Source organism: Flavobacterium rakeshii (assembly GCF_009741375.1).
GTDB classification, from domain to species: Bacteria; Bacteroidota; Bacteroidia; order Flavobacteriales; family Flavobacteriaceae; genus Flavobacterium; species Flavobacterium rakeshii.
In genome coordinates, this window is sequence record NZ_WOWP01000061.1 from 56673 (window position 1) to 77249 (window position 20577).

18 protein-coding genes are annotated in these 20577 nt (G+C 38.7%); 3 read left to right on the plus strand and 15 right to left on the minus strand.

The window, feature by feature from the left end; genetic code table 11:
- Positions 1–10: 10 nt before the first annotated feature.
- The 9 genes from GN157_RS15455 to GN157_RS15495 form a co-directional block, all read right to left on the minus strand.
- Positions 11–727: a hypothetical protein gene (locus GN157_RS15455; protein ID WP_157484402.1), complete on the minus strand. Its 717-nt coding sequence runs from the start codon at positions 725–727 to the stop codon at positions 11–13.
- 102 nt (positions 728–829) lie between these two features.
- Positions 830–2203, minus strand: a complete 1374-nt coding sequence (locus tag GN157_RS15460; protein ID WP_231749152.1) for a sensor histidine kinase — start codon at positions 2201–2203, stop codon at positions 830–832.
- Positions 2204–2205: 2 nt separating this feature from the next.
- Positions 2206–2880, minus strand: coding sequence for a response regulator transcription factor (locus GN157_RS15465; protein ID WP_157484403.1), 675 nt, complete (start codon positions 2878–2880; stop codon positions 2206–2208).
- A 376-nt stretch (positions 2881–3256) separates the two neighbouring features.
- A complete protein-coding gene (locus tag GN157_RS15470; RefSeq protein ID WP_157484404.1) occupies positions 3257–3883 on the minus strand; it encodes a YiiX/YebB-like N1pC/P60 family cysteine hydrolase in 627 nt (208 codons plus the stop codon).
- Positions 3884–3946: 63 nt separating this feature from the next.
- Positions 3947–4336 (minus strand): DUF4878 domain-containing protein, encoded by a 390-nt coding sequence (locus GN157_RS15475; protein WP_157484405.1) that lies wholly within the window; start codon positions 4334–4336, stop codon positions 3947–3949.
- 74 nt (positions 4337–4410) lie between these two features.
- On the minus strand, positions 4411–5577 hold the full coding sequence (purT, locus tag GN157_RS15480; protein ID WP_157484406.1) for a formate-dependent phosphoribosylglycinamide formyltransferase: 1167 nt from the start codon (positions 5575–5577) through the stop codon (positions 4411–4413).
- A gap of 65 nt (positions 5578–5642) precedes the next feature.
- A complete protein-coding gene (locus GN157_RS15485) occupies positions 5643–6065 on the minus strand; it encodes an endonuclease domain-containing protein (RefSeq protein ID WP_157484407.1) in 423 nt (140 codons plus the stop codon).
- 100 nt (positions 6066–6165) lie between these two features.
- Positions 6166–7350 carry a pyridoxal phosphate-dependent aminotransferase gene (locus GN157_RS15490; protein WP_157484408.1) on the minus strand — a complete coding sequence of 395 codons (1185 nt, stop codon included), beginning with the start codon at positions 7348–7350 and terminating at the stop codon, positions 6166–6168.
- 33 nt (positions 7351–7383) lie between these two features.
- Positions 7384–8478 carry a fatty acid desaturase family protein gene (locus GN157_RS15495; protein WP_157484409.1) on the minus strand — a complete coding sequence of 365 codons (1095 nt, stop codon included), beginning with the start codon at positions 8476–8478 and terminating at the stop codon, positions 7384–7386.
- A gap of 116 nt (positions 8479–8594) precedes the next feature.
- Between GN157_RS15495 and rsmG the strand changes: the two genes are divergently transcribed.
- Complete coding sequence (gene rsmG / locus GN157_RS15500) at positions 8595–9224, plus strand: 16S rRNA (guanine(527)-N(7))-methyltransferase RsmG (RefSeq protein WP_157484410.1); 630 nt, start codon at positions 8595–8597, stop codon at positions 9222–9224.
- Between the two features lie 41 nt (positions 9225–9265).
- Here rsmG and pruA read toward each other — a convergent pair whose 3' ends face one another.
- From pruA to GN157_RS15515, 3 genes are all read right to left on the minus strand, one after another.
- The gene (pruA, locus tag GN157_RS15505) at positions 9266–10897 is read right to left on the minus strand and encodes an L-glutamate gamma-semialdehyde dehydrogenase (RefSeq protein ID WP_157484411.1); all 1632 of its coding nucleotides are present in this window, start codon (positions 10895–10897) and stop codon (positions 9266–9268) included.
- A 112-nt stretch (positions 10898–11009) separates the two neighbouring features.
- Entirely contained in the window at positions 11010–11396 is a 387-nt protein-coding gene (gene apaG / locus GN157_RS15510) for a Co2+/Mg2+ efflux protein ApaG (protein WP_035135027.1), read from the minus strand.
- Between the two features lie 102 nt (positions 11397–11498).
- Complete coding sequence (locus GN157_RS15515; RefSeq protein ID WP_157484412.1) at positions 11499–12761, minus strand: type IX secretion system plug protein; 1263 nt, start codon at positions 12759–12761, stop codon at positions 11499–11501.
- Positions 12762–12930: 169 nt separating this feature from the next.
- Here GN157_RS15515 and GN157_RS15520 point away from each other — a divergent pair, with 169 nt between their 5' ends.
- Positions 12931–15741 carry a M16 family metallopeptidase gene (locus GN157_RS15520; protein WP_157484413.1) on the plus strand — a complete coding sequence of 937 codons (2811 nt, stop codon included), beginning with the start codon at positions 12931–12933 and terminating at the stop codon, positions 15739–15741.
- Here GN157_RS15520 and GN157_RS15525 read toward each other — a convergent pair.
- Positions 15738–16505, minus strand: a complete 768-nt coding sequence (locus GN157_RS15525) for a class I SAM-dependent methyltransferase (RefSeq protein ID WP_157484414.1) — start codon at positions 16503–16505, stop codon at positions 15738–15740. The two genes, GN157_RS15520 and GN157_RS15525, sit on opposite strands and share 4 nt — an antisense overlap.
- Complete coding sequence (gene map / locus GN157_RS15530; protein WP_157484415.1) at positions 16505–17323, minus strand: type I methionyl aminopeptidase; 819 nt, start codon at positions 17321–17323, stop codon at positions 16505–16507. The genes GN157_RS15525 and map overlap by 1 nt, the downstream gene beginning before the upstream one ends.
- A gap of 127 nt (positions 17324–17450) precedes the next feature.
- Between map and GN157_RS15535 the strand changes: the two genes are divergently transcribed.
- Positions 17451–18725 (plus strand): acetyl-CoA hydrolase/transferase family protein, encoded by a 1275-nt coding sequence (locus tag GN157_RS15535; protein WP_157484416.1) that lies wholly within the window; start codon positions 17451–17453, stop codon positions 18723–18725.
- Positions 18726–18778: 53 nt separating this feature from the next.
- On the opposite strand, the gene gpmI is transcribed toward GN157_RS15535, so the two are convergent.
- On the minus strand, positions 18779–20299 hold the full coding sequence (gene gpmI / locus GN157_RS15540) for a 2,3-bisphosphoglycerate-independent phosphoglycerate mutase (protein ID WP_157484417.1): 1521 nt from the start codon (positions 20297–20299) through the stop codon (positions 18779–18781).
- Positions 20300–20577: the final 278 nt, after the last annotated feature.

Below are 20577 nucleotides of genomic sequence, written 5' to 3' on the forward strand. Positions count from 1 at the left end.
AAATCCGGGATTAGGTGACCGTTTCTGCATGTACAGAAAGCAGTGGTAATCCCAAGTTGTGGTTAACTGACTGTTCTTTTCTTCCGCTTTTCTTTGCGGTCCTTCGCGCTTCAATCAGTATATCTATATTGTTTTTTGAAATGGTCTCGGCTATATGCGGAACCATCTCGTCTATACTCTCTTCAATTTTAGCCTGACTCACAATTTTAAATGAAAACTGCTCGTTAATAAGTTTTTGTACTTCGTGTATGCCAAGGTCAACTTTGGGATATTCCAAATACAGGGCTTTATTGAAGTTGTACTCTTCACTCTCGTCCCCTAAGTGAAGAATAGGGTATTTGCTGTTAAGCAGTAATTGACGGCAGGTGGTGTGAAGATTGTTTTTTTCTTCTTTGTACGATCTGGTTAGTATAACCAAATCAGTACCCAGGTGGTCCATTAGGTTTTTTAATAATGGTGCCGACATGCCACACTGGTGATGTATTAAGAGCCTGCAATTACCCGTTTGGGTAACAACCTCCCTGCACTGGTTTAATAATGAGTTTTGTGCAGGTGTGCAGGAAGGAGTTGTTTCCCTTAGGAATTGAGAAGCAGAATAAGTGTTTGGGATTTTTTGCAGCATCATTAAAACAATACTGCAATTGGTACCTGTGGTATACTTTACTGCTGTTTTTACCGCAGCTAGGATGTCATTTTCTACCGTAGTAGGAATCAGTATGTTTTTCATAATGCATAAATCTTTTCGGTTTACACATACAAAACAACAGCTCCTGTCTTAAAACGGATTTAAAACAATATTAGAATTTAATAAGATTTTATATTAGAATTTTTAATGTTGAGCTGTAGTAAATACAATGTTTACTACTGTTCCCTTACCGGATTCCGACTGGATTAAAAGTTCGCCGCCGTGCATACGTATGATTTTCATGGCTAAAGGAAGTCCTAAGCCATAACCTACATATTTTGATGCAGCCTTTTTACCTCTAAAGAAAGGTTCATAAAGATAAGGAATATCCTCAGGAGGGATGCCAATACCAATATCGGTAATGCTTATTTTAATGTTTTCTTTGTTAGCACTAAGGGTTACAAAAACCTCTTCATTGTCAGAGTATTTTACCCCGTTTGTAATAATGTTACCTATAGCCAGTTCCAGTAAAGGCCTGTTGCAGGGTAACATTAAAAAAGAATCATCTTCGGGTAAATTACTAAGATTTATGGTTACCCTGTTGTTTGGGTAAATTTTATTAATGTCGCACTTAACATCCATTAAAACCTCATCTATACGGGCAATATCCTGTACCTGCTTTTTGCCGTCATACCCGGTTTGGGTAAGTTTTAAAAGGCTTTCGGTAAGGTTACCCAGGCGTGAGGCCTGCTTATTAATGTTTTCTAATGAAGTAACATATTCTCCTGTTTCCCTTTCTTTTAGCAGGGCAATCTCGGTTTCGGCTATAATGGTGGTTATAGGAGTTTTTAATTCGTGTGAGGCGTTGTTTATAAAGTTAGCCTGAATTTCAAACGAAGTCTCCAGCCTGTCCAGCATATCGTTAAAGGTACGGGTAAGGTCGGCCAGCTCGTCAGATTCTTCTGTTTCCGGAAGGCGGTTATGTAAATTAGAAGCACTAATACGTTTTACCTCTTTGGTTATTCGGGAAACCGGATTAATAAACCGGGTAGCTAAAAAGCGCCCAAAGAAGTAGGCTATTATTATAAAAGCCAGTCCGCCAAAAATCAATATACGGCTAATGTATATTAAACTGGTGTTACCACGCCTGTCGCGTGCAGTAACAATTACCATGTAGCGTTGCCCTGATTCTTTAAAAATCTGGGCATAGTGGTATTGATGTTCACTGTTTACGGTCCAACTGGATCCGTTTTTCATTACATCGGCATAAAACTCCGACGGTAAATCAAGGTTGGTATTGTATTCAAAAGTATCTTCACCGTTTACCCTAAGTACAAAGTCATCTTCATTAATAAGTTCTTCCAGTCCGTTTTTCTTAAGGTTCTGGTAGTACTCGGCTTTAATAGGGTCATGTTGGTAATGTATGGAAGCCACAATTTTTGCCCTGTCCTGTAGCCTTTTTAAAAAATAGTACTGATTGTTTTGCTTAAAAAGAAAGAACACAAGCAGGCACAACGCCAGCGTGCTCACCCCCGAAAGGACAATATAGGTAATGGTAATTTTCTTTTTAATTTGCATAATCAGGGTTTTAAAATGTAGCCCAGTCCTTTAATGGTGTGTATAAGCTTAACCGTGTAAGGTTTGTCTATTTTTTTTCTCAGGTAGTTAATGTATACATCAACCACGTTGGTATTCATATCGAAGTTAATGTTCCATACATTGTCCAGTATTTTTTCGCGTGAAAGCGTAATACCGGTATTCTTGGCAAGGTAATACAGTAACTTAAATTCTTTTGCTGTAAGGGTGATAAGGTCACCGTTGCGTTTAACGGTTTTTGCACGGCGGTCTATCTCCAGGTCGGCAATGGTAATAACCTCTGCAGGTTTCTGGTCCTGTCCGGCTCTTCGTGCCAATGCATTGATACGTGCCTCAAGCTCACTAAACTTAAATGGTTTAGACATATAATCATCGGCACCTGCATTAAGTCCGGTAACAATATTCTCACTGCTGTTTAGTGCGGTTAGCATAAGTATAGGTACAAAATTACCTGAAGCCCTTAGCCTGCGGCAAATTTCTATGCCGTTAATATCGGGTAACATGACATCCAGTACCACTACGTCAAACCTGTTATTGTTAATCATATCCAATGCAGTAGTACCGTCGAGTGCAGCACTCACGTCGTAGTTTTTTTCCGAAAGTCCTTTACGGATAATGGAGAGGAGTTGGGGTTCGTCTTCTACTACTAGCAGTTTCATATATTATTAACAGGGCGTTTATACAAAAGTAAGAATTGAATTCTTAATTATTTGCAAATTACAACAAGCAGTAAATTTTTATGAAATTCACAGTAACGGTGCTTATGCCTGCCTTTATACCGAAATATAGCCCTAAAAATGTAGTGTTTTGAGTATTTCTTCTACTAGTAATTAAACAAAACAAAATAGTAGTCATGAGAAAATCAATGGGAGAAATATTCGTATTGCTTATGCTTTTTTGATTTTTGATAACCTCAAACAGCCATTTATTTAATTCGGTTTTTGTTATTTTGACGATAGGAAAAATCTCTTAGCAGTTGAGACTCTTCACTCACTCTGTTGCGTTCATAATGACATTTTAGACAGCCATATATTATTAATACTGATTAATAATGATGTCAAAATAATCAGTACTGTAAATGTTTTCAACAGTATAAAAGAACTTTTTTCGTTCTTCATGCTCTGTAGGGAGTTTTACGAGTTGTAAATCTTTTTCCAGTATATGCCAAATGAGTTCGGTACAGTAAAAAGATTGGGCATCATCAATAGTACCTGAGCTGTCAAACGGAATTTGCAATTCGCAATAATGTTGTGCCTGCAATGCTATGTTGTGCCCTATGGCATCGGTAGTGTTTTTAGTTCTGGTGACTATTGTTTTTTGTGGAGTACTGTAGGATAAAAAGGTTTCGAGGGGCTGTGCCTGTACACCGTCAATATCCGATACATCTGACGACAAGGAATGTACTACATAAAGCTCATTATCTTTTTTTATAATAATACCACAATGGGTAATATCAAACGAACCGTGATTGAGATTTTGCGCTATAAAATCACTAAAATGCCCAAATCCTTTACGCAGTATAAAATCTCCTTCTTTAATTAAAGATACCTCATGGTCACTAAGGCGTGAAGTGTTTTTGTGTAGTTTGACCAATTCGTTTTCTGCCTGTTTATCAAAGTAGAAAACTGATTTATAAGCTATAAAGGCAAAAATAAAAAGCATTACCGGTCCTGTAAAAAGTTTCAGGGTTCGGTAATGCTTTATTAAAAAGTATTTAGACGGCAATTATCTTGCTCCTTCTTTATTCATGTCTACTTTCCACTCACCATCAACCTTTACAAGGTTAAGTTGGTTCTCGCTGCCACTGGTGTTTTCACCTCCGGTAAGTTTAAACTTAACGGTAGCTTTGTCTTCGTTTACTTCAGATGAGGTAATTTCTACTTTTACATCTTTGTTTTTCTCTTTCATCTCCTCCATTTTGCCTTGTGCAAAACCTTCGGCCATTCCAAGCATAGCAGCCGTTTTATCGGTACTTAGTTCTTTAGCTTTGCTAAACTCTCCCTGATTAGTGTACTCAATAAACTTTTTAGCAGTATCCTCAGGACCATTGCCTGAACATGAAGAAAGTGAAAGGGATAATACCAATGCCAGTGCAGCTAATTTTAATTGTTTCATTTGATTGTTGATTTGTTGGTTTCTGTAAAAGTACTTTTTTCTTTTATATGTAAGCTGTTTTATGTCTTACTTATTTATGCGTGAACTTTAACTAATGCTGCCGCTGCTTTTGCTTTTTCCACTACTTCTTCCACTGGGGTGCTGGTAGTGTCATAAGTTAGGGATACACCCATCCTGCGGTACGGACGTGAGGTAGGTTTTCCAAACAGTCTGAAATCGGTTTTAGGAAGCGCAGCGATTTTTTCCACTCCTGTAAAAGTAGGATTGTCACTGTTTTCAGATGCCAGTATAACAGCACTTGCGCCGGTTCTCTCTAAAGTAATTTCATGTATTGGCAAGCTTAGTATCGCTCTAAGGTGCAGCTCAAACTCGTTAAAGTTTTGAGTTCCTGCAAGTGTAACCATACCTGTATCGTGTGGTCTTGGGGAAAGTTCAGAGAAGTATACTCCTTCATCCGTAAGGAAGAACTCTACGCCAAATATACCTGCTCCGCCAAGGGCTTCGGTTACTTTACGTGCCATATCCTGAGCTTCGGCAATATCTTTATCGCTAACCCTTGCCGGCTGCCAGCTTTCCTGGTAATCGCCGCGTTCCTGCCTGTGGCCTATAGGGGTGCAAAACAGGGTTGGATTGTTGTTTTGTGTTACAGTAAGTAGGGTGATTTCTGAATGGAAGTTTACAAAAGCCTCCACAATTACTTCCACTACATCACCGCGAGAACCTTCTACAGCATATTTCCATGCTTTCTCAATATCTTCCTGAGTTTTGATGGTTGACTGTCCTTTACCTGAAGACGACATTAACGGCTTAACCACGCATGGCATACCTACTTCGCTTACAGCTTTTTGAAGCTCATCTGCCGATGTAGCATAACGGTAATTAGCTGTACGCAAACCAAGATCTTTTGCAGCAAGGTCACGTATGGCTTTACGGTTCATGGTAAAGTTAGCAGCTTTAGCCGATGGTACTACGGTGATACCCTGTTTTTCGTAATCGTAAAAACGCTCGGTTCTAATGGCTTCAATTTCAGGAACTATAAAATCAGGGTTGTGTTTTGCAACGATGGCATCCAGAGCGGTACCGTCAAGCATATTAATAACCTCAAAAGCATCGGCAACCTGCATTGCCGGAGCTCCTGCATAACTGTCTACCGCTATAACGGTTTGACCTATGCGCTGTGCTGCGATTACAAACTCTTTACCTAATTCTCCCGAACCTAATAAAAGTATTTTTTTTTGCATATTTTTTATGGGTTTCACCTATTCCCCTCCTGCGGAGGGGTGCCCTTAAGGGCGGGGTGGATCATTTATTTTGTGCTATATTTTTCTAAGATATAATTTTCAAGCTCGTTCATTACATTTCCTAAATCATGTTTTACTCTTAAATCAGATATTCTATAAATATTCAAGCCTAGATTTATTAGGTAAGTCTGCCTTCTTTCATCATAAGTCTCTTTATCATTATGACTCGCTCCGTCTATCTCTATTATTAAACCTAATTGTTTAATGTAAAAATCAACTATGTAATTTCCGATAATTCGTTGTCGGTCAAAATCTATTTTATAAAATTTACCTTTATGTACCTGTAGCCAGAATATAACTTCAGATAAAACACCTGCTTTTCTTAGTGCTTTTGCTCTGTTTTTAAGGTTGGGGTTATATGGTAAGTTTTCTATATAATTTCTGTATATAGGAATTGTATTTATATGTGTTATTATTACTTTATCCATAAACCACCCCGGCTTACAGCCACCCCTCCATAGGAGGGGAATGACAAATCATATTTAGTATAATCAAAAAGCCCTGCTTTGGGCAGGGCAGTATTTTGTATTAAGCAAGTGCTTCCTTAATTCTTCGTATGGCTTCAATCAACTGATCTTCGCTTGTGGCATAAGAAAAACGGATACAGTTAGGATTACCAAATGCATCTCCGGTTACAGTAGCTACGTTAGCGTGCTCCAGTAAGTACATAGAGAAATCGTCTGCATTTTTAATTTCAAAACCGTTAACTGTTTTTCCGAAGTATTCAGACACGTCAGGGAAAACATAAAATGCTCCTTCAGGTACGTTAATCTTAAAGCCCGGTATTTCTTTTACAAGGTTAACCACTAAATCCCTGCGTTTGTGGAAAGCATCAACCATGTATTTAATAGCAGAAGGATCGGCTTCAACAGCTGCAATAGTAGCACGCTGTGCGATACTGTTTGCACCACTGGTTACCTGTCCCTGTATTTTTGTACATGCCTTAGCTATAAACTCTGGAGCTCCTATATAACCAATTCTCCATCCTGTCATAGCGAATGCCTTCGCTACACCATTTACAGTGATTGTTCTTTCCAGCATACCCGGAATAGAACCTATACTGCAAAAAGTACCGGAGTAGTTTATGTGCTCATAAATTTCATCAGATACTACAAAAATATTAGGGTGTTTCTCTAATACTTTAGCAATAGCTGTAAGCTCTTCACGATTGTAAACAGAACCACTAGGGTTACAAGGAGAGCTAAACCACATCATTTTTGTTTTTGGTGTGATAGCAGCCTCAAGCTGTTCGGCAGTCATTTTAAAATCAGTTTCAACAGATGTAGGTACTTCTACCGGTACACCTCCCGAAAGTTTTACAATCTCTACATAGCTTACCCAGTATGGAGCAGGTAGTATAACCTCGTCGCCATCGTTAAGCATTACCTGTGCAATGTTGTAAAGCGATTGCTTTGCACCTGTAGAAACCACTATTTGCGAAGGCTTATATTCAAGCCCGTTGTCTCTTTTAAATTTATTACATATCGCTTCTTTAAGCTCTGCATAACCATCTACCGGCGGGTATGCGCTGTAATTTTCGTCAATGGCTTTTTTAGCCGCTTCCTTAATAAAGTCCGGAGTATTAAAATCCGGTTCGCCAAGGCTAAGGCTTATAATGTCTTTTCCCTGTGCTTTTAGCTCTCTGGCTTTTGCTGCCATAGCAAGCGTTTGTGAGGTAGACAGATTATTAATCCTGTCAGAAAGCTGATTCATCGTTCTACTGTATTTAATTGACTTGTAAAGATATTAATTTAATGCCGGTTTCATTCCCAGCTCTTTTAAATGCTTGAAATGTGCTGCAATGGCACCGCGCATGGTTTTGAACTCATGGTAAGGCAGGTTGTGCTCTTTTGCTGTTTGTTTTACAATTTTTGCGATAGCCCCATAATGGATGTGGCTTATATTCGGAAAAATATGGTGTTCTATCTGGTGGTTTAGGCCTCCCGTAAACCAGTTTACAATTTTGTTTTTAGGCGCAAAGTTTGCTGTAGTGTACAGTTGGTGTACAGCCCATGTGTTTTCAATTTCACCGTTCTCGCCCGGTATTGGGTTATCGGTTTCCTCTACTACGTGTGCCAGCTGGAAAACAACGCTTAGTATAAGTCCTGCTGTGTAATGCATTACAAAGAAACCTATTAGTACTTTCCACCATGTGATGCCTAAAATCATTGGGATGGCAAGCCATATAATAACATAAATAAGCTTAGTTATTACCAGTACCGTCCATTGTTTTACCGGACTTTGGAACTTACCGTAAGAAAGCCCTTTTTTAATATACCTTCTCATTTGTTTTATATCGGTAGTAATAGCCCAGTTAAAGGTTAGTAAGCCGTATAGGAAAATAGAGTAGTAGTGTTGGAATTTGTGGAACTTTCTCCATGTTGCACTATGTGTAAAACGGATTATCCTTCCGGCATCAAGGTCTTCGTCATGACCGTGAATGTTAGTATAGGTGTGGTGTAGTACATTGTGTTGTACCTGCCAGTTGTATACATTACCTGCTAAAACATAAATGCTGCCGCCCATAAACTGGTTTAACCATGATTTTGATGAGTACGAACCGTGGTTGCCGTCGTGCATTACATTCATACCTACTCCTGCCATTCCTACTCCCATAACAACAGTTAGCAGTAACTGTGCCCATACCGGCATGTTAAGGGTAAGTATTAAAAAGTAAGGAGCTAAAAACATGGTAAACATTATAATTGCTTTTAAATGCAGTTTCCAGTTACCTGTTTTTTTTAGGTTGTTTTCTTTAAAGTATTCGTTTACACGTTTGTTTAGTGTTCTGAAAAATTTTATAGAGTCGTTTTTTGAAAAAACGGGAGTATTGATATTCATTGTCTTATAGTTGAAATCCAAGGGCTTCAAAGGTAGTTATTAATGAATTGCAAAACGAAAAAAATGATGTAAAAATTAGCGTTCAAAATGCTTACTTTTGTCTAAAATTAAAATTAATGGAGGAGATTGTTAGATATTTTCCTAATCTTACCGAGAGGCAGAAGGAGCAGTTTGCACAACTTGAAGAACTTTATATTGACTGGAATTCAAAAATCAATGTGATTTCCAGAAAGGATATTGAGTCGTTATACACTAAACACGTATTGCATTCGCTTGGTATTGCAAAGGTTATGGAATTTAAACCGGGAGCAAAGGTTATGGATGTAGGTACCGGAGGAGGTTTTCCGGGGATACCACTGGCGATACTGTTTCCTGAAACCCAGTTTTATCTTATAGATGTTATTGCCAAAAAAATAAAGGTGGTAAACGGGGTGGCAGAAGCTTTAGGGCTTACCAATGTAAAGGCAGAGCAAATGCGCGCCGAAAAGGTAAATGGAGATTTCGATTTTATTGTAAGCCGTGCTGTGACCAATATGCCTGATTTTGTGAAATGGGTAAGGGGTAAAGTCAAAAAGGAACAAAACCACGATTTACCAAACGGTATATTGTATTTAAAAGGTGGTGATCTTACGGAAGAGCTTTCTGTTTTCCAAAGGACTACGCTTTATGATCTTTCCAATTATTTTGATGATGAATTTTTCGAAACCAAAAAGGTAGTGCACCTGGCAATGAAATATAAAGTATAAAAAAAGGCTTCCGTTTCGGAAGCCTTTTTTGGTTTTATGTCTTATCCTAGGAAAGGATATCTGTAATCTGTTGGCGGAACAAAAGTTTCCTTGATTGTTCTTGGAGAAACCCAACGTAACAGGTTCAGTACAGATCCTGCTTTGTCGTTTGTCCCCGATGCTCTCGCACCACCAAAAGGCTGTTGTCCTACAACGGCACCTGTTGGCTTATCGTTGATATAGAAGTTACCTGCGCAGTTTTCAAGCGCTTTTGCCGCCTGCTCAATAGCATAACGATCCTGGCTGAAAACAGCCCCCGTTAATGCGTATGGAGAAGTTTGGTCTACAAGGGTAAGTGTTTCTTCCCATTTAGCATCTTCGTATACATAGATGGTTAGTACAGGGCCAAAAAGTTCAGTATGCATAGTTTCATACTGAGGGTTTGTAGTTAAAATAACTGTTGGCTCTATAAAGTAACCTACTGATTTGTCATATTTACCACCAGCAATGATTTCGGCATCAGATGCGTTTTTAGCAGCATCAATATAGCTTGCAAGCTTATCAAACGATCCTTCGTGAATAACACAAGTGATAAAGTTTGAAAGATCTTCAGGAGAACCCATTTTCATTGAAGCGATATCGGCTACAAGTTTTTCTTTAACCTCCGGCCATATTGACTGAGGGATATATGCTCTTGAAGCAGCCGAACATTTTTGCCCCTGGAATTCAAAAGCACCTCTTGAAAGCGCTGTTGCTACCTGAGCAGGGATAGATGACGGGTGAGCGATAACAAAATCCTTACCACCTGTTTCACCTACAATTCTTGGGTAGGTTTTATAAATACCTTTACCCATATTCTGACCTATTTTTGCCCAAATACCGTTAAATACAGCTGTAGATCCTGTATAGTGTATTCCTGCAAAATCAGGGCTTTCTAAAAGTGTGTCTGTTATCATAACAGGGTCACCGTGAACCATGTTGATTACACCGTCTGGTAATCCCGCAAGTTTAAATACTTCCATGATTACGTTAGCACTGTATACCTGAGCCGCACTAGGTTTCCATACCACTACGTTACCCATTAGGGCAGGAGAGGCTGGAAGGTTACCTGCGATAGCTGTAAAGTTAAAAGGAGTAATTGCATAAATGAAGCCTTCTAACGGGCGGTGCTCCATTCTGTTCCATATTCCGTCTGAAGATACAGGCTGTTCTGCGTATATCTGAGTCATGAATTCTACATTAAAACGTAAGAAATCAATAAACTCACAAGCAGCATCAATCTCTGCCTGGTGAACGGTTTTAGCCTGAGCTATCATGGTAGCTGCGTTTATTTTTGCACGGTATGGACCTGCAAGTAAGTCGGCAGCTTTTAGGAATATTGAAGCTCTTTGTTCCCATGCCATTGCAGCCCATTTTGTTCTGGCAGCAAGTGCAGTATCAATAGCTTTTACCACATGTTCCTTTTCGGCTTCGTGGTAAGTACCTACCGTTTTTTTGTGGTCAAAAGGAGGGTTTATTGTTTTGGTTTTACCTGTACGGATCTCTTCCGTACCAATGTATAAAGGCACATCAACAGTACTGTTGTATAGTTCTTTAAAAGTGGCCAGAACCTGCTCTCTTTCGGGAGTTCCCGGAGCATACGATTTAACGGGTTCGTTAAAAGCCTCGGGTACATTGTATATTCCTTTTGGCATAATAATTTATAATTTAAGCAATTAAAAAATTTTTAGTAATGCAAATATACGGAAATATTCTACTCTTTAATTGCAAAAAAATCATCAATAAATGCTTATGCCTGAAAATATACTAATTAAGTGCAAAAGGTGCGCTTAGCCTGAAAGTAGGTATTATTACCCTGAAAGTTCTTGTTGAGGTAAAGTTAATCATATTAAAGTAGCCTCTCATGGCTCCAAAAGGAGATGCCAGCAGGCAACCTGAGCTGTAAGTGTGCTTTTCGCCCGGTTTTAGTACGGGTTTTTTGCCTATTACGCCTTCGCCGTCTACTACTTCAATATCATTAAGGGAGTCGTAAATTTCCCAGTGGCGGGAATTTAGCTGTACAGAGTCTTTGCTTTGGTTCTCTATAGTTACCTCATAAGTAAAGGCAAAATGAATCTTGTAGTTCTTGAAGTAAGTACCTTCAAAACTAGTCGAAACAGATATCTTTATGCCTCTTGTAATTTGTGTAACCATAATTTTTCACAGCGTTTTCTAAACAAAAATACGAATTTAATATTGTTGTAGTTTCATTCAGGATATTAAATTAACAAAAAATATTTTTTAAGTAGTTGATTTTTAGTTGATAATATTTTCGGAATTAGCTTGTCCAAAACCTATTACTCTATCATAACGTTCGTTATTTTCTCTGTAGTATACAATTACGTTATAATCATTTTCTGTCTGGAAGAAATTCCCGTCGGGAGATGCTCCTCCGTTCACTTTTCCTTTTGAGTTGGCAGAGATGTACATATAGTTGTTAAACCCCTGCTTTATCATAATAGCCTTTTCATACATGCCGGTTTTTTCATTGTACTCCATTTTATATTCATCGGTCTTGGCATAGTTATTAAACATACCGCCTATGTAAATATCATCCTTCTCAAAATAGGCAGGTGCACTCAGTTTAAAGAAAACCCATGCATAATCTGCCTCCAGTGTTACATCAGTAACATTTAAATTGCTGTTGTTTGTTACAAAGTTACCGTTAATATCGGGGAAGTAAGTATAGGGTTTACTGCCTCGGGCTTCATTAGTGTATAATGTATTGTTGTAAATTTCACCTCCTGTTACTCTCAATACATTGTTTACAGCATTACGAATGTCTTTATTGTCAAAATAAAGGTATTCGTTACCTGCCCAAAACTGGGTTTCTTTGTCATACCTGTATATAAGGTCGTTACCTATGGTGTACTGTGGTTTTATATTATAAATAGCGTTGTCAAATCTTCCGTTTTGAAAAAGGGCAACCTTAACATTTTGGTGAGGCATCTGAAAAATAAAAGCATTGGTTTTTATGGCAAAATCCATGTTGTGTTTTTCCTGTATTTCCTCCATTCCCCTGGCTCTTTTAACCTGTAGCGGAACGGCTACTTTTTCCTCATATACTACAAAACGGCGAGACATTATAATCTCTCTGTCTTCATTAAGTATATTGAGTATATAGTTGCCTGTAAGTTGTATACGGGTAAATCTGTTAGGGAATGATAATACGTAATGCGAATAGATTTGTAGTGTGTTAAACGAGTTTTGATAGTTTTGTATACGCTGGTTGTCAAACCCCGAAATGTATTCATTTACTGTTAACTGCGATTTGGTCCAGTCGTAATTACAATGTGTAAGTGTGTAATAGTAATTAGCCTCGTTACCAAAAAGGTCGTCAAAAGCAAAAGTGAAGTTTTCGCCCAGCCTAAAAAACGGATATACATTTTCCCCGTTTTGCATAAATGAGGCTGTTTTGATGTTGTATGGTGGTGCCATTTCTTCTAATACCTGAGCATTAGCGTATGAGAACTGTATAAGGAAAGCGAGACAAATAAGTCGTAAACGGGCTTTAAGCATGTCTTAATTACTATTTATAAGGGTAGTAAATATAGCAAATATATTATTTCATCGTAACGTTTATCAAAACCTGTGCCCTAAATTTATATTTAAATGCCTGTTATGGAAAACAGTACAATAAAATAAGGGCTTTTAGAGTTTGTAAACTAAACCAACTAAATATTTTAAAATGAAACACCTTCGACTATGGATGTTCCTGGTCGCTGCGCCTTTATTAGGGACAGCTCAGGATCTTCAGGGCGACAGCCCGATTCCCCTGGATCCGGATGTAAGAACCGGAAAACTTAAAAACGGACTTACCTATTACATCAGGAAAAATAATAAGCCGGAAGATAAAGTAGACCTGAGGCTTGTAATTAATGCAGGGTCTATTTTGGAAAATGACGACCAGCAGGGACTTGCTCACTTTATGGAGCACATGTGTTTTAACGGCACAAAAAACTTTCCTAAAAACAAACTGGTGGATTATCTGCAAAGTATAGGGGTAAAGTTTGGGCAGCACCTTAATGCTTATACCAGTTTTGATGAAACAGTTTATTTTCTTCCTATTCCTTCTGATGATCCCGAAAAGCTTGAAAAAGGCTTTAGTATTATAGAAGACTGGGCTTTTAATGCTGTACTGACTCCTGAAGAAATTGATAAGGAAAGAGGAGTGGTGTTGGAGGAATACCGCCTTGGACTTGGAGCCGATGACAGAATGAGGAAACAGTTTATGCCAAAAGTGATGTATCAGTCGCATTATGCTAACCGTATGCCTATTGGTAAAAAAGAGATATTGGAAAACTTTACCTACGATAAGATTACGAGTTTTTATAAAGACTGGTACAGACCGGACCTTATGGCTGTTATCGTAGTAGGAGATATCGATGTGGATGAGATGGAAAAGAAAGTAAAGAAACACTTTGCATCGTATAAAAATCCTAAAAACGAACGCCCGAGAAAAGTATTTGAAGTGCCTAACCATGAAGAAACTTTTGTTTGTGTAGAGACAGATAAAGAGGCTTCGGGTACAAGGGTGCAGTTAATGTATAAAGATCATGATGAGCCTAAGCCTATGGAGACTGTTAGTGATATGGAAAAAGAATTGGCAGAAATGCTTTTTTCTACCATGCTTAACAATAGATTAAATGAATTTACAAATAAACCAAACCCTCCTTTTGTTTTTGGTTACACGTATCATGGTGAAACCTGGGCTAAGACAAAAAAAGCCTATCAGTCGTTTGCAATGACTCAGGAAGACAAGCAGCTGGATGCTCTAAGGGTTTTGGTTGAGGAGAATGAAAGGGTTAAAAAGTTTGGGTTTACACAGGGTGAACTTGACAGGGCGAAAACCGAGTTTTATGCTATGCTTGAAACTCAGTATAATGATAGGGATAAAGAAGAGTCTTCCTATTATGTAGGTCAATACCAGGAAAATTTCCTTAATAAAACACCTGTTCCGGGTATTGAATGGATTTATAATACATCACAAAAGCTGATAAATGAGGTGTCATTAAATGATATTAACAGGCTTATAAATGATTATCTTAAAGATGATAACAGAGTAGTTGTATTTACCGGACCAGAGAAGGAAGGACTAAAAAAACCTACCGAGGCTGAAGTTCTTGAAGTTCTTAATGTTGATGCTGGTAATCTTACAGCCTATGAAGATGAGCCTGTTGCAACAAGCCTGTTGAGAAATGAGCTAAAACCGGGTAGTGTAGTTAAAAAAGAAACAAACGATAAGTTAGGTACTACAACATTACTCCTTTCTAACGGGGCTAAGGTTACTTATAAAAAGACCGACTTTAAAAATGATGAGGTTTTAATGAGAGCTATTAGTTACGGAGGCTCTAATCTGGTAAGCGATGAAGATTACAGAAAAGTTTATTTAGGTTTTGCTGCTGTAAATGAAGCTGGTTTTTCTGGTCTTGACAAAAATGCCATAGATAAGTTTATGACGGGTAAAATAGCTTCGGTACGTCCGTTTATTTCTGATTATTTTGAAATGTTGTCAGGAAGTTCTACTCCTAAAGATATGGAATATATGTTCCAAATGGTATATGCTTATTTTACAGATGTTAACTATGATGAGGAAGCTTTTGAGCGCTATAAGCAAAAACAAAGCGGCTTTACAAAAAACATGCTTTCTCAGCCTGCTTATTATTTCCGTCAGGAATTTTATTCCTTTATTAATAAGGATAATCCAAGATTTATTAGAGTTTTTCCTGATGAAGAGATATGGAATAATGTGGATTATGAGCTTTCTCATGATATTTTTAAAGAGCGTTTCTCTAATGCTGCCGATTTTGAGTTTTTCTTTATAGGTAATATTGATGATAATAATATACAGGAGTTTGCTTCTAAGTATCTTGCTTCGCTGCCGTCTTCTGAAAAAAGAGAGAAAGCAACTGATTTAGGTTACAGGAAAATAAAGGGTTCTCATAAAAAAGTAGTACACAAAGGAGCAGATCCAAAAAGTAATGTAACCATTATGTATTATGGAGATGCTAAGTATGATGCTAAAGAGGCATTGGCTTTAAATGCTTTAGGAGAGATACTTACTATTAAGCTACTCGAGGAATTAAGGGAAAAGGAAAGTGGTGTGTATGGTATACGTGCAAGTGGTGGTATGGATAAATTTCCTGTAGAGAATTTCAGGTTCAATATATCTTTCCCTTGTGGACCTGAGAATGCCGAAAAACTTACTGAGATGGCTTTGCAGGAGGTGCAAAAGATAGTGGATAACGGTCCTGAGGAAAAAGATCTTGTTAAGTATAAGGAAGGAGAGCTTTTGGACTATAAAGAAAATATTAAAGAAAACAGGTACTGGTTAAGTTATCTTACATCGCAATGGACAGACAATACAAGCCCAGAAAGAATATTTACTTTAGAAGAAAGAATAAATGGGGTGACGGCAAAACAGGTACAGGCTGTTGCTAAAAAATACCTTACTAAAGATAAAGTTATAGGTATGCTTATGCCGGAAGAAGCAAATTAATCTTTATAACAAACAGGGATAATTTCTCCCTTGGCAAGACAAAATCGCTCCACATCAGCTGGGGCGATTTTTTTTGTGTAATCTTCCTCAACGACCCGGAAACCGATGCTTCTTAACTTGTCAAAATAATCACGACCGTATACTCGTACGTGGTCATATTGCCCAAATATTCTGGCACGTTCTTTTGGGTCGGTAATAGAATCGTCTTCAAAAGTAGTTTCGCGGTTTAAATCCTGCGGAATCTGGAAAATCCCCATGCCTCCCGGTTTCATTATGCGGTACAGCTCCTGCATGGCTTTGGTATCATCTGGGATGTGTTCTAAAACGTGGTTGCACAGTATGAAATCGTAGCTGTTGTCCTCAAATGGGAGGTTGCATATGTCTGCCTTAACATCTGCAAGAGGAGAGTTAAGGTCGGTAGTCGTGTAATCTAAGTTTTTTTGGTTCCTAAAGCGTTTGTAAAAAGCCTGTTCGGGAGCAAAATGGAGTACTTTTTTGTGACCTGTAAAAAAATCAGTCTCGTTTTTAAGGTATAACCATAGCAGGCGGTGCCTTTCCAGGGAAAGGGTGCCGGGTGCCAATACATTATTACGCTGATGCCCGTAACCGTACGGCAAAAAGCTTTTAAAGCTTTTGCCGTCTATAGGGTCGGTATATGTATTACCTTTTAAGGCTAATGCAACTACAGGTCTAACCACATAGCTTAACCTAATAAGCAATGGTCTTGGTATGGTGTTGAGAACTAATTTAAACAGTTTTTTCATTACAGTACTAAAGGTACAGCCCTAAACTCATCTTCTTCGTTAGACTCAATTCCTAAAGCTTTGTATACATAAGCAAAAGTAGAAAGCAGTTCCGGTTTGCCGTCTACAAGGGCTACATCGTGCTCAAAGTGTGCACTTGGTTTTTTGTCGGCAGTTACAATAGTCCAACCGTCTTTAAGTTGCTTTACATTTTTAGTACCCATGTTAATCATAGGTTCAATGGCAACCACCATACCTTCAATGAACTTTTTACCACGACCGCGTTTACCATAGTTAGGCATGTTTGGATCTTCGTGCATTTTTCTGCCAAGTCCGTGACCTACAAGGTCCCTAACTACACCATAGCCGTGACCTTCGGTATATTGTTGTATGGCGTGACCTACGTCTTCCACGCGGTTCCCTATTTTAAATTCTCTTATACCTATGTATAGTGATTCTTTAGTAACTTTTAATAGCTTGCGGGTTTCTTCGGCAACATTACCTATTTCAAAAGTATAGGCATGGTCTCCGTAAAACTCATTTTTAAGAGCACCACAGTCTACCGATACGATGTCGCCATCCTCAATAGGTCTGTTAGTAGGTAATCCGTGTACAACCTGTTCGTTAACGCTGGTTAACAGGGTTGACGGACAGTTATAAAGTCCTTTAAACCCCGGTACAGCACCGTGGTCACGAATAAACTCTTCGGCAAGCCTGTCAAGGTGAAGGGTGGTTACACCCTCTTTTATTTCAGAGGCAATCATACCTAGTGTTTTAGAAACAATCAGGGCACTTTCGCGCATCAGTTCTATTTCTTCTCTGGTCTTTTGGATAATCATATGCTAAAATTTTTCCGCCACAAAAGTACAACTTTCTAACGGATTATTTTTAATCCCCTTTAAAGCATGAGTTTTATCATGTTTTGTAAATTTATGTGACGATAACTTTGCAGTAAAATTTTTAGGTATGGGAAAATATGTAACTGCCGAAGAGGCGGTAAAAGCAGTACAGTCGGGTAACAGGGTGTATGTGCAGGCAGCGGCTGCCACACCGGGAGTGTTAACTAAAGCACTTGCCGAAAGGGCAGGCGAACTTCGTGATGTGGAGGTGTGCCACCTGCATACCGAAGGCGATGCGCCTTATGCAAACCCCGAACTGAGTGATAGTTTTTTTGTAAATTCTTTTTTTATAGGAAAAAATGTTAGGCATACCATTGCTGCCGGAAACGGATCGTATACCCCGGTGTTTTTGAGTGAGCTGCCCAGGCTTTTCAGGAAGCAGGTATTATCGCTTGATGTTGTATTTATACATGTAACGCCTCCCGACAGTCACGGATACTGTTCGCTGGGTGTTTCGGTGGAAGGTACGGTGGCGGCTATAGAAAATGCCAAAATGGTTATTGCACAGGTTAACCCTAACATGCCGCGTACGTTTGGCGATGGTTTGATTCATATTTCTGAAATTGATTATATGGTTGAGGTTGATGTGCCTTTGTTTGGGCATGAGCCTGCACCAATTAGTGAGCAGGAAGATAAGATAGGTGAATATGTGGCATCGCTTATTGATGACAGGAGTACCCTGCAAATGGGTATAGGTTCTATACCAAATGCTGCGCTTAAAAAACTGGTAAACCACAAGGATTTGGGGTTACATACCGAAATGTTTTCAGACGGAGTTATTGATCTTATTGAAAGTAATGTAATAAACAGTAATTATAAAGGAGTGGCAAAAGGCAGGGCTTTGGCAACTTTCCTGATAGGATCCAAAAGGCTGTATGACTTTGTTGATGATAACCTTTTTATCGAAATGAGGGAATCTTCCTTTGTGAATGATACATCGGTAATACGAAGAAACCCGAAAATGATTGCCATTAACTCTGCTATTGAGGTAGATGTTACAGGACAGGTAAGTGCCGACTCTATCGGGTACCGCATGTATTCGGGTGTTGGCGGGCAAATGGATTTTATCCGCGGGGCATCGTTAAGTGACGGGGGTAAGGCTATTATAGCACTACCGTCTGTTACCAAAAACGGAGACAGTAAAATTGTACCATTCCTTAAACAGGGAGGTGGTGTGGTGACTACCCGTTCCCACGTACAGTATGTGGTAACCGAATATGGTATAGCCGATCTGTATGGTAAAAACTTAAAACAAAGGGTTAAGGAACTGGTTAAAATTGCCCACCCTGACCACAGGGAGTCTGTTGAAAGAGGCTACTACGAAGCATTCAGGAGAATGTAGTGCATTGATAATTTTGAAAAAGAAACCCTGCCAATTGGCAGGGTTTTGTGTTATTAGGATACTAATGAATGTTGTGTCATAGCTTCCGGTTGTGGTATTCCCATCAGTTCGCAAATGGTTGGGGCAATATCGCCCAGTATACCGTCTTTTACGTGTTTAAGGTCTTTATCTACTAAAATAATAGGCACCGGGTTAGTGGTGTGTGCTGTGTTAGGGCTACCGTCTGGGTTTACCATGGTGTCACAGTTACCGTGATCGGCAATTACTATAGTAGTATAATCATTTTCTAAAGCTGTTTCAATAACCTGTTTTACGCAGGTATCTACTGCTTCACATGCTTTAATAGCGGCTTCCATAACACCTGTATGACCTACCATGTCTCCGTTAGCGAAGTTAAGGCAAACAAAGTCTACTTCTTTTTTCTTCAGTTCCGGTACAAGAGCATTGGTAAGATCGAAGGCGCTCATTTCAGGCTGCAGGTCATAAGTCGCAACTTTTGGTGAAGAACAAAGTATTCTTGATTCTCCTTCAAAAGGTTCTTCACGACCACCCGAGAAGAAGAAGGTTACGTGCGGATATTTTTCGGTTTCGGCAATACGTATTTGTTTTTTACCGTTTTTGGCAACTACCTCACCAAGCGTTTCGGTTAGGTTGTCTTTATCATAAATCACATGAACGTTTTTGTAGTTGTCATCATAGTTAGTCATGGTAACATAATACAGGTTCATTTTGTGCATATTCTGCTCATGGAAATCAGTTTGGGTAAGCGCTTCGGTAAGCTGTCTTCCTCTATCTGTCCTGAAGTTAAAGAAGATAACCACATCGTTTTCCTCAATAATAGCAATAGGGTTAGTGCCGTCTTCAGTCATTACAATAGGTTTGATAAACTCATCTGTAACGCCTTCGGTATAACTTTGCTTTATGCTCTGTTCTGCATTGGTGCTAGGTACGCCTAAACCGTGAACTAACAGATCGTAAGCCAGTTTTACCCTTTCCCATCGCTTATCACGATCCATAGCATAGTAACGCCCAACTATCGATGCCAGTTGTGTAGGAGTGTTTTTAATATATTTTTCAATATCGGTCACAAAACCAAGTCCTGATTTAGGGTCAACATCACGTCCGTCTGTAAAGGCGTGGATGTAAGAGTGGTTAACTCCGGCTTCCTGAGCAGCATCAACCAGTCCTTTAAGGTGGTCAATGTGTGAGTGTACTCCACCGTTAGAAAGCAGACCTACAAAATGTACTTTTTTGTTGTTTTGTTTAGCGTAGTTAAACGCGTCTACAAGAGGTTTTTCGGTATTAAGTGTTTTGTTTTGTACAGCCAGGTTAATTTTTGCCAGGTCCTGGTATACAATACGACCAGCGCCAAGGTTCATGTGTCCTACCTCACTGTTTCCCATTTGTCCTTCCGGTAAACCTACGTTAAGTCCGTCGGTACGAAGACTTGCGTTTGGGTATTTAGTATAAAGGCTGTCTATAAAAGGAGTGTTTGCATTGTCTATTGCAGATACTTTTGGGTCTGGTGATTTACCCCAACCGTCAAGTATCATGAGGATTACTTTTTTATTCATGACTTATTATAATTTCTGCGGATTAAATTAAATTTCGTTAAAAGTACTATTTTCCATTAAAATGTGTTGGGGTAGGGGTGTATATAAATGTTAAATTTGAGTATATTTTTATAAAATTTGAATTATTCTGGTTTTTGGTAAGGTATTTGTATAATATTAGGCAAATCGCAATAATTAACTTTTTATTATTAAAAATATAATAGATTTGCTGTTAAAACGTTATTGTGTGTGAAGGAAGTAGTGATATTTTTGCTCGCTACGTATGAAAATGTTAAATA